The following is a 13,317-nucleotide window of genomic DNA, read 5'->3' as shown; positions in this document are numbered from 1 at the left end:
CTGGCGCCCGCCACGCTCTGCACCGCGGCCGCGCTTGCCTGGGCACAGCGCCCGCGGCACGCCCCGGTCAGGGCTCGAAGCGCCGCAGGATCAGCGAAGCATTGACGCCGCCAAAGCCAAAGCCATTGAGCATGGCGTGCTCGATGGCCTGCGTGCGCGCCGCGCCGCGCACCAGGTCCAGGCCCTCGGCCAGCGCATCGGGCTGCTCGAGATTGAGCACCGGTGGCACGGTCTGGTCACGCAGCGCCAGCACCGTGAAGATCGCGGCCGCGCCGCCGGCCGCGCCCAGCATGTGGCCCAGCGCGGATTTGGTGGCGGTGATCGACGGACCCTGGCCCGTGCCGAACACCTGGCGTATGGCGGCCAGCTCGCCGCGGTCGCCCACGGGGGTCGAGGTCGCGTGGGCATTCAGATGCTGGATGTCCTGCGGCTGCAGCTGCGCCTGGCGCAGCGCCATGCGCATCGAGCGCGCCGCGCCCGAGCCGTCTTCGGGACCCGACGTCACATGGTAGGCATCGGCCGAGGTGCCGTAGCCCACGACTTCGGCCAGCGGCGTGGCGCCGCGCGCCAGCGCATGTTCCAGCGATTCGAGCACCAGCAGGCCCGCGCCCTCGGCCATGACGAAGCCATCGCGCGCCGCATCGAACGGCCGCGAGGCCGTGGCCGGGTTGCCGGCGCCCGAATTCGACAGCGCCTTGGCCGCCGCAAAGCTGCCCAGCGCCACGCGGTCGATGGTGGCCTCGCTGCCGCCGCACAGCGCCATGTCGGCTTCGTCGTTGCGGATCAGCCGCGCCGCATCGCCGATCGCCTGGATGCTCGCGGCGCAGGCCGTGACCGGCGCGCCGATCGGGCCTTGCAATTGATGGCGGATCGACACCTGGCCCGCGGCCAGGTTGGCGAGAAACGCCGGCACCGTGAACGGCGACAGGCGCTGCGGCCCCTTGCCATCGGTGGTGCGCACCGCGTCGACAATGGTGCCGAAGCCGCCCACTCCGGAGCCGATGATGGTCGCCGCGCGCTCCTTCTGCGCGGGCGTGGCGTGCCGCCATTGCGCATGCGCCAGCGCCTGATCGGCCGCAACCAGCGCGAAGGCGCCAAAACGGTCCAGCCGGCGCAGTTCCTTGGCGGGAATGAGGGCTTCGGGACTCCAGCCGCCTTCCGGATCTTCTTCCAGCGAAGGCACGCGGCCCGCCACGGAGGCGCCGGTGCCGGCACTGACTTCGGGGTCCAGAGGACGCACGCCCGACTGCCCGGCCAGCAGCCGCTGCCAGGCCAGTTCCACGTTGCAACCCAGCGGAGAAACCAGCCCCAAGCCGGTGATCACGACACGTCGACCCATAACCGCACCTTTCGCTTGCCAGGGCTGCAGCATGCCGGCCCGGCTCTATTGATGATGGCCGTCATCATAATTGAGTTTTGATGATGGGTATCATCTAACCCATGAAAGTCAGCAAAGCCCAAGCCGCCGAACACCGCGCCGGCATTGTCGATGCCGCGGCCCGGCTGTACCGCGAGAAAGGCCTGGAGGGCGTCGGGGTCGCGGAGATCACGCGCGATGCCGGCCTCACGCATGGCGGGCTCTACCGCCACTTCGAGTCCAAGGATGCGCTGGCGCGCGAGGCCTGCCTGCGCGCTTTCGAATGGACCATCACGCCGCTCGACGGCCTGGAGCAGGACGCCCATGCTTCGTCCATGGAAAAGCTCCAGGCCATGGTCGACAGCTACCTGTCCACCAGCCACCGCGACCATCCTGGCGAAGGCTGCCCCGCCGCCGCGCTGGCCACCGATGCGGCGCGCGCCGGCCCGGAAATGTCCGAAGTCTTTGCCCAGGGCGTGGAGCGCAACATCCAGCGCTTCATGCGCGTGCTCGAAGGCGGGCCCGCGCAAAAGCGCGCCCAGACCATCGCCCTGCTGAGCAGCATGGTCGGCGCGCTGGCGCTGGCGCGCGCCACGGCGGCCGGCAATCCCGCGCTGTCGGAAGAAATCCTGCGCACGCTGCGCGAACAGCTGGTTGCGGGCGCGCGGGCCGCGGGATAGAGGAATTTGCCCCTGGGGACGATGCAGATGCTGGCAGCCATGGCCAGGGAAAACCCTAGGAAAATGTAAACTGCGGTCGAGGTTTTGCCATTTCGCGCTCCCGGCCTTTTTCCTGATTTCTCCATCGCATCCGTCGCCGGCCTCCTGGGGCCGGTGGCGTTCCCATTGCCCGCCCGCCCATGGTCAACCCCGTCATACCATCTCCATCCCATCCGGCCTCCGCCAGCAGTTCCGACCGTTCCTTCCTCAAGGCCCTGCTGGCCCTGGGCGTGGGCGGCTTCAGCATCGGCACCGGCGAATTCGTGATCATGGGCCTGCTGCCCGATGCGGCCCGGGACCTGGGCGTTTCCATTCCGCACGCCGGCCATCTGATCAGCTCCTATGCGCTGGGCGTGGTGATCGGCGCGCCGGTGCTGGCCGTGCTCGGCGCGCGCATGCAGCGCCGCGCGCTGCTGATGGCGCTGATGCTGCTTTACGCCATCGGCAATTTCGCGAGTGCCATCGCGCCCGGCTATGCGGCCATGGTGCTGATGCGCTTTCTCAGCGGCCTGCCGCACGGCACCTACTTTGGCGTCGCGGCGCTGGTGGCCGCGCACCTGGCGCCGCCGGGCCGGCGCGCACAGGCCGTGGGCTATGTGATGCTGGGGTTGACCACGGCCACCCTGGTCGGGGTACCGCTCGCGGCCGGACTGGGCCAGTGGCTGGGCTGGCGCGCGGCGTTTGCGCTGGTCGGCGCCATCGCGGTACTTGCCGTGGCCCTGGTCTGGCGCTGGATTCCTGCGCTGCCCGCGCCCGCCGGCGCAAGCCCGTGGCGCGAACTGGGCGCGCTGCGCAGCAAGCAGGTCTGGCTCACGCTGGGCATTGCCGCGATCGGCTTTGGCGGCATGTTCTCGGTGTTCAGCTACGTCAAGCCGACGCTGATGAACCTGGCCGGCCTGCCCGAGCACGGCGTGCCGCTGGTGCTGGCGCTGTTCGGTGTCGGCATGGTGGCCGGCAACCTGGTCGGCTCGCGCCTCGCGGACAAGGCCCTCATGCCCACCATTGGCGGCCTGCTCACCTGGTCGGCCGCGGTGCTGCTGCTGTTTTGCTTCACCGCCCACCACCTGTGGCTGGGCGCGTTCAACGTGCTGCTGGTGGGCACCGCCGTGGCGCTGGGCCCGGCCTTGCAGATCCGGCTGATGGACGTGGCGGGCGAGGCCCAGACCCTGGCCGCCGCGCTCAACCACTCGGCCTTCAACCTGGCCAATGCGCTCGGCGCCTGGCTGGGCGGCATCACCATCTCGCTGGGCCTGGGCTGGGAATCCACCGGCTGGGTCGGCATGCTGCTGGCGCTGGGCGGCCTGGTGATCTTTGCCTGGACCTGCGCCGACAAGAAGCGCAACGGCTGAGGCCGCGCCCGGATCACGCGCCGAAAAGCAGCGCCTTCAAGTCCATGCTGAGGATGCAGGCGCCTGCCAGCATGAGCAGGCCGCCGATGCAGCGGCGCGCAATGGTCGCCGGCCGCAGATGCCGGCGCCCGTGCCCCGAGGTGCGAAGAGAAAAAGCCATGGCGAACTCCTTGTCTGCCAACGCTGGACCATTGTGCGCGCCGGCCCACCCGCCCGCAAGCGGGTGGACCGGCAGCGCCGTCAGGCGTAGGCGCTGCTCATCACCAGCGAACCATTGACGCCGGCCGGGAAGAATCCGCCCTTCGAAGCCGCTTCCTTGTTCAGGTAGACGATGTTCAGCACATCGCCAGGCGAGCGGCTGTAGGCGATGCCGTTGGCATCGAGCGGCACGATGTTCGAGGTCGTGGCGTCGCCGGTGATGCCCTGGTCCACATCGCTGGCGCCATCGAGCGTGTCGCGCGCGTCGGAGATGGCACCAGCGGCATCGCGCAGCGCCGGCGTGGCCAGCCCCTTGGCGTACAGCACGGTGCGCACCAGGCCGGCGTGGTAGGCCTCGGCCGCCAGGATGCCCGCCGCGGCTTCGAGATAGGTCTTGTTGGTGATCAGCGGCGACGCGCCCTTGTAGGCCGTCACGCCCACGTCCTCGAAGATGAACGCGCCCAGCAGGAAGTTCTCGTCGCTGGCATAGGGATCGAAGGCCACGCCGGCGCCGACCAGCCCCGCGGCGCGCGCCGCGACTGAAAACGCACCGTTGGGATCGGTGCCGCCAATGTCGATCTGCGGCTGCGCCACGGCGGCGGCACCCAGCGCCTGGCGCAGGAAGGCCACATGCGCGATCTCGTCCTGAGCGATCTCCTTGGCGTACTGCGCCACCACCGGATCGCGGAAGGCCACGGCGCGCCCGCCGATCACCGCCCCCTGCGGGCCCACACCGGCTTGCAGGTTGGCCGGCAGGCCGGTGCCGAACACCGCGTAGTGATAGAACTGCGACTCCAGATATTCCAGGTTGAGCGCGAAGTTCAGGATCTCCTCGTCGGTCGGCCCCGAGGACTGGGCAATCGCATCGCCGCCCCCGCCGCCGCAGGCGGTCAATATCGCGCCGCCCGCCATCCCCACGGCAACCCCGCCGGTTTTGCGGAAGAACTGGCGCCGGTCTTCGAGCTTCTGCGCACGTTTTTGCAAGACACCCATCAACACTGATTCGTCGGACATGGTGATTCCTCTCGATTCGCGCCAAGCGCGGGTACCCAGGTGAGATGCGCCTTCGGTGGAAAGCACATGGTGTGGCAAGGGATGCAGGCAGCCATCCCCTGCTGTCTGGAAGTACGCACTGCCGCAGCAGGCTGGATGCAGGTTTCTGGTCGGATTTGTAACCAGATCACCACTTTTGCCTGGCTCTGAACGAATCCACGCCGTGGCGCGAAATTGTTGAATCCAGTGCCCTCACTTCTTGCGTATTCGTAGCAGCTGAACCGATTCGGCTATCCCCCCAACTCAAGGAGCATTCCATGGCATCGATTCAAACCACCCGCAAGATCGCCTCGTTCGGCCTGGCCGTCGTGATGTCGGCCGCCTCCGTGGCGGCCATGGCCGATGTGATGGTCGGCGGCGCGCCCATGCTGGCGTCGAAGGACATCATCGACAACGCGGTCAACTCCAAGGACCACACGACCCTCGTGGCCGCGGTCAAGGCCGCCGGCCTGGTCGACACGCTCAAGGGCCCGGGCCCGTTCACGGTGTTTGCACCGACCAACGCGGCTTTTGCCGCGCTGCCCGCCGGCACCGTCGACACCCTGCTCAAGCCCGAGAGCAAGCCGGCGCTGACCAAGGTGCTGACCTACCACGTCGTGGCCGGCAAGTGGGATGCGGCGGCGATCGCCAAGATGATCAAGGACGGCAACGGCATGGCCAGCATCAAGACCGTCAGCGGCGGCACGCTGGTGGCGAAGTCGAATGCCGGCAAGGTCATGCTGACCGATGAGATGGGCGGCACGGCCACGGTGACGATTGCCGATGTCTACCAGTCCAACGGCGTGATCCATGTGATCGACAAGGTGCTGCTGCCCAAGTGATCGCGCGGCACGGCGGCGTGGCGGGCCGCGTGCCGCCCGCCGGCCGCTCTCAGCGCCCCCGGGCCTTGCGCCAGGCGGCGAAGTCGTCGCGGCGGGCTTCATCGGTAGGCGGATAAAGGCCCAGGATCGAGCGGCCCGCCATGACCTGCTCCTGCACGAAGTCCTCGAACACCGTCATCTCGCTGGCCTCGGCGCTCACCTCGTCGGCCAGATGGGAGGGAATCACCACCACGCCTTCACCATCGCCCACGACCACATCGCCGGGAAACACGGCCACGTCGCCGCAGGCGATGGCGCCGTTGATCTCGATGGCCTCGTGCAGCGTCAGATTGGTCGGGGCGCTGGGGCGGCTGTGGTAGGCGGGCATGGCGTAGCGCGCGATCTCCGGGCTGTCGCGCAAGCCGCCATCGGTGACCACGCCGGCCGCGCCGCGCTGCATCAATCTCGCCACCAGGATGCCGCCGGCCGAGGCGGCGCGCGCGTCCTTGCGGCTGTCGATCACCAGCACCGCGCCCGCCGGGCATTGCTCCACCGCCTGGCGCTGCGGATGCTGGCGGTCCTGGAACACCGCGATGCCGTTGCGGTCCTCGCGCGCCGGGATGTAGCGCAGCGTGAACGCTTCACCCACCATGTTGGGCAGGCCCGGGTTGAGCGGGCGCACGTCCTGGATGAACTGGTTGCGCAGGCCGCGCTTGAACAGCGCGGTGCAGAGCGTGGCGGTGCTGACCTTTTGCAGCGCGGCGCGGGTTTCTGGGTGCATGTCGTGGCTCCGGGTCAGAAGATGTCGGGTTCGGGCACGGGTTTGCCGAACGTGGTTTCAAGGAAGTCGAAGTCGCAGCCATCATTGGCTTGCTTGATGTGGCGACCGAACATCCAGCCGTAGCCGCGCTCGTAGCGGGGCGGCGCGGGCGTCCAGGCGGCGCGCCGCGCGGCCATCTCCTGATCGGAAATCTCCAGGTGAATGGAGCGCGCGGGCACATCGACGCGGATGCGGTCGCCGGTCTGCACCAGCGCCAGCGGCCCGCCGACCGCGGCCTCGGGCGAGCAGTGCAGCAGGCAGCCGCCGTAGCTGGTGCCGCTCATGCGCGCGTCCGACAGCCGCAGCATGTCGCTCACGCCCTGCTTGAGCAGCTTGGTGGGAATCGGCAGCATGCCCCATTCCGGCATGCCCGCGCCCAGCGGGCCGGCGTTGCGCAGCACCAGGATGTCCTCGCCGGTCACGTCCAGATCGGGATCGTCGACGGCCTGCTTCAGGCTGGGATAGTCGTCGAACACCAGCGCGCGCCCGGTATGGCGCAGCAGGTGCGGCGCGCAGGCGCTGGGCTTGATGATGACGCCGTCGGGCGCAAGGTTGCCCTTGAGCACGGCCAGCGCGCCCTCGGCGTAGATCGGGTTGTCCAGCGGCCGGATCACGTCGTCATGGAACACCTCGCTGCCCGCGACGTTCTCGCCCAGGGTCTTGCCGTTCACGGTCAGCGCCTCGGTCTTCAGGTGCGGGCGGATGCGCTCGAGCAGCGCGCGCAGGCCGCCGGCATAGAAGAAGTCCTCCATCAGATAGGTGCTGCCGCTGGGCCGGATATTGGCAATCACCGGCACCGTGCGGCTCATGGCGTCGAAGTCTTCCAGGCCCACGGGGTGGCCCGCGCGGCGCGACATCGCAATCAGGTGGATGATGGCATTGGTCGAGCAGCCCATGGCCATCGCGCAGGCGATGCCGTTCTCGAAATTGGCGCGCGTCAGCAGCCGCGCGGGCGTCTGGTCCTGCCACACCATCTCGACGATGCGGCGACCGCATTCGGCGCTCATGCGCACATGGTTGGCATCGGCGGCCGGGATGCTGCTCGCGCCCGGCAGCGTGAGCCCCACGGCTTCGGCAATGCCCATCATGGTCGCGGCCGTGCCCATGGTCATGCAGGTGCCGTGGCTGCGCGCGATGCCGGATTCCATCTCCTGCCAGGCCTGGTCGGACAGGCGGCCCGCGCGGCGCTCGTCCCAGTACTTGAAGGCATCGGAGCCCGAGCCCAGCACCTTGCCGCGCCAGTTGCCGCGCAGCATCGGGCCCGCGGGCAGGTAGATGAAGGGCAGGCCCATGGATAGCGCGCCCATGGTCAGTCCGGGCGTGGTCTTGTCGCAGCCGCCCATCAGCACCGCGCCATCGACGGGGTGGCTGCGCAGCAGCTCCTCGGTCTCCATGGCAAGGAAGTTGCGGTACATCATGGTCGTGGGCTTGACCATGCTTTCGGACAGGCTGATGGCCGGCAGTTCCAGCGGAAACCCGCCGGCCTGCAGCACGCCGCGCTTGACGTCCTCCACGCGCTGCTTGAAGTGCGCATGGCACTGGTTGGCATCGCTCCAGGTGTTGACGATGGCAATGACGGGCTTGCCCACCCAGTCTTCATAGCCGTAGCCCATCTGCAATACGCGCGAGCGATGGCCGAAGCTGCGGAAGTCGTCGGGGGCAAACCAGCGCGCGCTGCGCAGGCTCTCGTAGGTTCTTTGCATGCTTGTTTCTCTCCGGGCCCGGCCCTGCCAGGGCCCCTGGATATGGGAAGGACTGCGCGCTCAGTAGCTGCCGGCAAATGCCGGCTTCCCGGTTTCGGGCCGGCCGCGAAAGCGCGCGGCCGCGCCGTCCAGGCCGTCGCGCAGCAGCACGGTATCGAGCGCCACGGCGACGAACTGCGCACCCAGTTCCAGGCATTCCCGGGCCCGGGGCTCGTCCACCATCAGGATGCCGGGCGCCTTGCCGCAGGCACGGATGCGGCGGATCGCGTCATCGATGGCGCGGTTCACCGCGGGGTGGCGCGCCTGGCCGGGATAGCCCAGGCTGGCCGACAGGTCGGCCGGGCCGATGAAGATGCCGTCGATGCCGTCAACGGCCGCAATCGCCTCGATCTGCTCCAGCGCCTCGGCGGTCTCCACCTGCACCAGCAGGCACAGTTCCTCGGCGGCGCGGGCCACATAGTCGGTGGTGCGGCCGAAGTTGGCGGCGCGCGTCGAGCCGCCCATGCCGCGGATGCCGGCCGGCGCATAGCGGATGGCGCGCACCGCGGCCTCGGCTTCCTGCGCGTTCTGCACGAAGGGCAGCAGCAGCGTCTGGGCACCGATGTCGAGATAGCGCTTGATGAGCACCGGGTCGTTCCAGGCGGGGCGCACCACCGCCTGCGTGGGCAGCGCACCCGGCGCCGGCTGGGCCGCGGCCACGGCCTGGAGCTGATTCAGCATCAGCGGCACGTCGGTCGGGGTGTGCTCGGTATCGAGCAGCACCCAGTCGTAGCCTGCGCCGCCGATGATCTCGCAGACGAAAGGCGAGGGAATGGTGGACCAGAGGCCGATCTGCGCCTGGCCGGCGTGCAGCGCACGCTTGAAATGATTGGTGGGTAGCATGCTCATTGGACCTGGATGTTGGCTTTCTTGACCACGTTGCTCCAGCGCGCCACTTCCGCGGAAATGAAGCCCATGGCCTGCTCAGGCACGCCGGGCGTGGCCTCGTTGCTCATGCTGGCCAGGCGCGCGGCGAAATCGGGTTCCGCCAGGATAGCCTGGCAGGCGTCGTTGAGTTTCTTCACGATGTCGGGCGGCATGCCGGCCGGGCCGGCAAGACTGGTCCACGAATAGTTGATGACGCGCGGCTGCCCGGCCTCGGGCATGGTCGGCACATCGGGCAGCGCCGCGAGGCGCCGGTCGCCGGTCACCGCCAGCGCGCGCAGCTTGCCGCCCTGCACGAAGGGAATGGCCGACGTCGCCGGCACGAACAGCAGGTCGGCCTGGCCGCCGATCACATCGGTCATGGCCGGCACGTCGCCCTTGTAGGGCACGTTGTTGAAACCCACGCCCGCGGATTGCTTGAGCAATTCGGTCGTCATGTGGCTGGAAGAACCGATGCCTGTCAGCGCCATGTTCAGCGAATCGGGCTTGGCCTTGGACAGCGCCACCACCTCGGCCACCGAATTCGCCTTCAGCGTGGGCGAGGCCAGCAGCAGCATCGGGCCGCGGGTGAGCATGGCGATATGCGTGAAGTCCTTGCGCGTGTCGTAGCGCACATTGGAGTTCACCAACTGGTTGATGGCATGCGTGCCCGGCCCGCCGATCACCAGCGTGTAGCCGTCGGGCTTGGCGCGTGCCACCAGATCCGATGCCAGCGAGCCGTTGACGCCGGGCTTGTTCTCGACGACGACCGGCTGGCCCAGGCGCTTCGACAGGCGGTCGCCCACCAGCCGGCCGATGGCATCGGTCTGGCCGCCGGGCGGAAACGGAATGACCAGCGTGATGGGCTTGGCGGGATAGGCCGTCTGGGCGCCCGCCGCCAGCGGCGCGAGCGCGGCGGCGATCGCCACTGTCAGGACAACGCGTCGGCCGGGCGTGAACTTTTGCATGAACGTCTCCTTGCTTTGCATGATTGCGCAATCATTCCAGTTCGCGAGCCACACTTCCATTCGGGCGTACACGGAGGTTCGGTCTGGCGACGATGACAGCAATCATGGCTATCATGACAGCGCAATCATGTGTCGCACACGCACGCACCGAAGGATCCGCCATGCCGAACCGCTCCACCCGCAGCTCCGCTGCCCCCACCCTCAAGGATCTGGCCCGGCTGGCCGGGGTCTCGCCGATCACGGCGTCGCGCGCGCTGCACCGGCCGGAACTCGTGGCCGAGGCGACGCGCGCGCGCGTGGTGCAGGCCGTCGAGCAGTCAGGCTATGTGCCCAACTCGCTGGCCGGCGGCCTCACCTCGCGCCAGACGCGCCTGGTGGCGGCCATCGTGCCCTCGGTGGGCCATTCGCTGTTCTCGGACATGCTGAGCGCGCTGATCACCACGCTGGCGGCGCAGCGCTACGAGACCACGCTGGGCATTTCCAGCTATGAAGTCGAGCACGAGGAAACCTGGCTGGCGGCCATGCTCAGCCGCCGCCCCGACGGCGTGGTGCTCACGGGAACGGAACACACGGCGCGCACCCGGCGCCTGCTGCTCAACGCCGACATTCCGGTGGTGGAGCTGTGGGACTACATGCCCCACCCGCTCGACGTGGCCATCGGCTTTTGCCAGGAGGATGCGGGCCGGGCGGCGTTCCGCCACCTGCGCGCCTGCGGCTACCGCCGGCCCGCCATCGTGCGTTCGGACGACAGCCGGGCCCAGCGCCGCGCCCAGGGTTTCCTGCGCGCTGCCGCCGAGGCGGATGCGCCCGAGCCGGCGCAGATCGTCTTCTCCGAGCAAAGCCCGCAGGCGGGACGCGGACGCAAGGTGCTGGATGCGTTGCGCGCCGAAGCGCCGCAGGCCGACGCCGTGTTCTGCAGCTCGGATGCGCTGGCCCAGGGCGTGCTGGCGCATGCCCACGCGCTGGGCCTGCAGGTGCCGCAGCAGCTGGGCGTGCTGGGGTTTGGCGACCAGGCGCTGGCCGCCGACTGCATTCCCCCCTTGTCCACGGTGCGCGTCGATGGCGCCCAGATCGGCCGCCTGGGCGCCGAGGCATTGATGGCGCGCATGCGCGGCGCGGCCGTGGCCGCCGCGCAGGACGTGGGCTTCGAGATCATCGCGCGGGCCAGCACCAGCCTGGGAGCGCCCCCAGCCTCCTGAGGCGGCATGACGCCGGGCTCTGCAACGGTTCAGCCGCACGCCCCGGCAGCCGCGGTCATGGCGCTGTGCTGCCAATGCATGCGCGCCAGGCCGATGGCACAGGCCGTGCCCTCGAAGCACGGGATGCCGCAGGCCTGCGCCAGCGCCGGCCCGCAGCCGCACAGCACGGCTCCGGCCAGCACGATGCTGTCGGCGCCGCGCGCGCGCAGCGCGCGTGCGCCCTGCGCCAACAGTGCGGCCGCGGAGGCGGGCAAGGCATTGTGCGCTCCGGCCGCGAATGCCTCGGGCGCATCGGGCGCCTCGACGCCGACGCAGCGCGCCTCCAGTCCCAGCGCGCGCACATGCGCGGCATACAGCGGCGCCATGGCCGGGCCCACGGTCAGCAGGCCAAAGCGCGCGCCGGCGGTGCAGGCCGCCAGGCAGGCCGCCTCGGTCATGCCGATCACCGGCTGCGGGCCGCGCTGGCGCCGTGCCGCGTCAAGGCCGCAGTCCAGCGAGATGCCCAGCACCAGCGCGTCATAGCCGCCGCCATGCCGCGCGGCCAGCGCCAGCACCTCGCTTTCGGCGGCGCCGACCTGTTCGGGCGTGCGCACCATTTCGGGGCCGTCTTGCGAGGTCAGCGTGTCCAGCCGTTCGCCGGGCAGCAGCATCGCGCGGGCGGGCGCGGCCAGCCGTTCGGTGACCCACGCCGAGCGGTTGGGATTGATCAGCAGGATGCGCATGCCATGTCACTCCCGCAGAATGCTCTCGAGGTCGTCCCCGCCCTCGCCAGGCCACAGCACCAGGCTCTGCTCGATGTGCGCCAGATGCTCGCGCACCAGCTGCTGCGCCTTGGCCACGTCATGCTGCGCGATGGCATCAATCAGTTCGGCATGTTCGTCGGAACGGCAGCTGTGCCTGGTGGGAGCGTTGTACAGCGAAATGATCAGGCAGGTCACCGCGCACAGGTCGCGCATGGCGCGTGCCAGCGCCGAGTTGCCCGCGAGCTCGGCCAGCAGCACATGGAACTCTCCCGACAGGCGGATGATGGCGCGCTGGTCGCCGGCCAGCCGGGCCGCGGTCTCGGCGGCCACATGCCGGCGCAGCTGCGCCAGCTTGGCCGGCGTCAGCGTGGCGATCAGCCGCTGCACGACGGCCGGCTCCACGACCTGGCGCGCCTCGAAGACATCGCGCGCCTGCTCGGGGCTGGGGCAGGCGACGAAGGCGCCGCGCTGCGGCACGATCTCCACCAGCTGCGCATGCGCCAGCTGGGTCAGCACCTGGCGGATGCGCGCGCGGCTGACGGCGAAGATGTCCGCGAGCCGGTCCTCCCCGAGTTTGGTGCCGGGCAGCAGGCGGTGCTCGAGGATGGCGTTCTGCAGCCGCGCATGGATGTCGCTGGCGCCGGGCCGGGACGTATGCGCGGCACCATCGCCAGCCTGCGGCGCGCGCAGGGCGGCCGATTTACTCCCAGCCATACAGCCGCCCCCAGCCCTTGACCTGCTGCGTCGGCACGCCGATCTTGCGCAGCATGCCCCACACCGTGGTGCTGACCGTGTCGAGCAGTGGAATGCCGGTCTGCTGCTCCACCTCGGCCGCGAGCTGGGCCGCGCGCAGGTTGGTGCAGTAGGTCACGATGGCCTGCGGCGCGGCGGCGGCGACCTGCGCGATGCGCTGCTGCAGCAGCTGCGGCGCCAGCGCGGCGAAGTCATGGTTGACGCTGATGCCCTCGTGCGTCTCGGCCACGACTTCGATGCCCGCCGCGCGGTAGTTGCCGACGATGCGCTGCTGCACGTCCGCGGTGTAGGGCGACACGATGCCCAGGCGCGTGGCGCCGCGCAGCGCCAGCAGCTCGTTGAGCGCCAGGATGGCCGTGGTCGCGGCAATGCCGGTATGCGCCTCGATGCGCTCGGCCAGCAGGACGTCCTTCTCGAAGCCCAGCCAGCCAGCCGCGGTGCCGCTCCAGCCGATCACGTCGACCCTGGCGTCCGCAAGCAGGTCGGCCGCGGCAAGGATATGGCTGTCGTCGAACTGGCCCGATGACGCAGCACCCAGCGAAATCTCGGTGACCTTGAAGCGCGCGAAATGCACCGACACATTGGGCAGGCCGGCGACGATCGCATGCGTCAGCGGCTCCAGCGCGGTATTGGACGATGGCGTCAGCACGCCCAGCTTGAATTTTTCTGGCATCGGTAGTGGCTTTCGGAAATGTCGACAAGAAAATGCCCTGGGCGACCAGGATTGTCGACATTGCTGCAAGCACGTTTGG

Annotated in this window: 14 protein-coding genes; 4 read left to right on the top strand and 10 right to left on the bottom strand. The window is 69.4% G+C overall.

Annotation, left to right across the window (positions count from 1 at the left end; translation table 11 throughout):
* Nucleotides 1-67 precede the first annotated feature (67 nt).
* Entirely contained in the window at nucleotides 68-1,339 is a 1,272-nt protein-coding gene (gene fabF, locus HUK68_RS03055; protein WP_175502862.1) for a beta-ketoacyl-ACP synthase II, read from the bottom strand.
* A 101-nt stretch (nucleotides 1,340-1,440) separates the two neighbouring features.
* Here fabF and HUK68_RS03050 point away from each other — a divergent pair, with 101 nt between their 5' ends.
* Together HUK68_RS03050 and HUK68_RS03045 are read left to right on the top strand one after the other, a co-directional pair.
* Nucleotides 1,441-2,037: a TetR/AcrR family transcriptional regulator gene (locus tag HUK68_RS03050; protein WP_175502861.1), complete on the top strand. Its 597-nt coding sequence runs from the start codon at nucleotides 1,441-1,443 to the stop codon at nucleotides 2,035-2,037.
* Between the two features lie 179 nt (nucleotides 2,038-2,216).
* Nucleotides 2,217-3,425, top strand: a complete 1,209-nt coding sequence (locus HUK68_RS03045) for an MFS transporter (protein WP_175502860.1) — start codon at nucleotides 2,217-2,219, stop codon at nucleotides 3,423-3,425.
* A 13-nt stretch (nucleotides 3,426-3,438) separates the two neighbouring features.
* Here HUK68_RS03045 and HUK68_RS03040 read toward each other — a convergent pair whose 3' ends face one another.
* Both HUK68_RS03040 and HUK68_RS03035 read right to left on the bottom strand, forming a co-directional pair.
* Entirely contained in the window at nucleotides 3,439-3,585 is a 147-nt protein-coding gene (locus HUK68_RS03040; RefSeq protein ID WP_175502859.1) for a hypothetical protein, read from the bottom strand.
* A gap of 80 nt (nucleotides 3,586-3,665) precedes the next feature.
* Nucleotides 3,666-4,637 carry a ferritin-like domain-containing protein gene (locus tag HUK68_RS03035; protein ID WP_175502858.1) on the bottom strand — a complete coding sequence of 324 codons (972 nt, stop codon included), beginning with the start codon at nucleotides 4,635-4,637 and terminating at the stop codon, nucleotides 3,666-3,668.
* 296 nt (nucleotides 4,638-4,933) lie between these two features.
* On the opposite strand from HUK68_RS03035, the gene HUK68_RS03030 reads away from it, so the two are divergent.
* Complete coding sequence (locus HUK68_RS03030; RefSeq protein ID WP_175502857.1) at nucleotides 4,934-5,497, top strand: fasciclin domain-containing protein; 564 nt, start codon at nucleotides 4,934-4,936, stop codon at nucleotides 5,495-5,497.
* Between the two features lie 49 nt (nucleotides 5,498-5,546).
* Here the strand turns inward: HUK68_RS03030 and HUK68_RS03025 are convergent, their stop codons facing one another.
* Genes HUK68_RS03025 through HUK68_RS03010 form a run of 4 tightly spaced genes read right to left on the bottom strand, consistent with a single transcriptional unit; the run spans nucleotide 5,547 to nucleotide 9,870 of the window.
* Nucleotides 5,547-6,257 (bottom strand): ribonuclease activity regulator RraA, encoded by a 711-nt coding sequence (locus HUK68_RS03025; protein WP_175502856.1) that lies wholly within the window; start codon nucleotides 6,255-6,257, stop codon nucleotides 5,547-5,549.
* Between the two features lie 14 nt (nucleotides 6,258-6,271).
* On the bottom strand, nucleotides 6,272-7,999 hold the full coding sequence (araD, locus tag HUK68_RS03020) for an L-arabinonate dehydratase (protein ID WP_175502855.1): 1,728 nt from the start codon (nucleotides 7,997-7,999) through the stop codon (nucleotides 6,272-6,274).
* A 60-nt stretch (nucleotides 8,000-8,059) separates the two neighbouring features.
* Complete coding sequence (locus HUK68_RS03015) at nucleotides 8,060-8,887, bottom strand: HpcH/HpaI aldolase family protein (protein WP_175502854.1); 828 nt, start codon at nucleotides 8,885-8,887, stop codon at nucleotides 8,060-8,062.
* On the bottom strand, nucleotides 8,884-9,870 hold the full coding sequence (locus HUK68_RS03010) for a Bug family tripartite tricarboxylate transporter substrate binding protein (protein WP_175502853.1): 987 nt from the start codon (nucleotides 9,868-9,870) through the stop codon (nucleotides 8,884-8,886). Before HUK68_RS03010 ends, HUK68_RS03015 begins: the two co-directional genes overlap by 4 nt.
* A gap of 161 nt (nucleotides 9,871-10,031) precedes the next feature.
* On the opposite strand from HUK68_RS03010, the gene HUK68_RS03005 reads away from it, so the two are divergent.
* The gene (locus tag HUK68_RS03005; protein ID WP_175502852.1) at nucleotides 10,032-11,069 is read left to right on the top strand and encodes a LacI family DNA-binding transcriptional regulator; all 1,038 of its coding nucleotides are present in this window, start codon (nucleotides 10,032-10,034) and stop codon (nucleotides 11,067-11,069) included.
* Between the two features lie 29 nt (nucleotides 11,070-11,098).
* Here the strand turns inward: HUK68_RS03005 and HUK68_RS03000 are convergent, their stop codons facing one another.
* Genes HUK68_RS03000 through HUK68_RS02990 form a run of 3 tightly spaced genes read right to left on the bottom strand, consistent with a single transcriptional unit; the run spans nucleotide 11,099 to nucleotide 13,238 of the window.
* On the bottom strand, nucleotides 11,099-11,791 hold the full coding sequence (locus tag HUK68_RS03000) for an aspartate/glutamate racemase family protein (RefSeq protein ID WP_175502851.1): 693 nt from the start codon (nucleotides 11,789-11,791) through the stop codon (nucleotides 11,099-11,101).
* Nucleotides 11,792-11,797: 6 nt separating this feature from the next.
* A complete protein-coding gene (locus HUK68_RS02995) occupies nucleotides 11,798-12,526 on the bottom strand; it encodes a GntR family transcriptional regulator (protein WP_175502850.1) in 729 nt (242 codons plus the stop codon).
* Complete coding sequence (locus HUK68_RS02990; RefSeq protein ID WP_175502849.1) at nucleotides 12,513-13,238, bottom strand: maleate cis-trans isomerase family protein; 726 nt, start codon at nucleotides 13,236-13,238, stop codon at nucleotides 12,513-12,515. Before HUK68_RS02990 ends, HUK68_RS02995 begins: the two co-directional genes overlap by 14 nt.
* Nucleotides 13,239-13,317: the final 79 nt, after the last annotated feature.

The organism is Comamonas antarctica, assembly GCF_013363755.1.
GTDB classification, from domain to species: Bacteria; Pseudomonadota; Gammaproteobacteria; order Burkholderiales; family Burkholderiaceae_C; genus Comamonas; species Comamonas antarctica.
The sequence above is the reverse complement of the archived record's forward strand: the minus strand, read 5'-3'. Positions and strand labels throughout refer to the sequence as shown.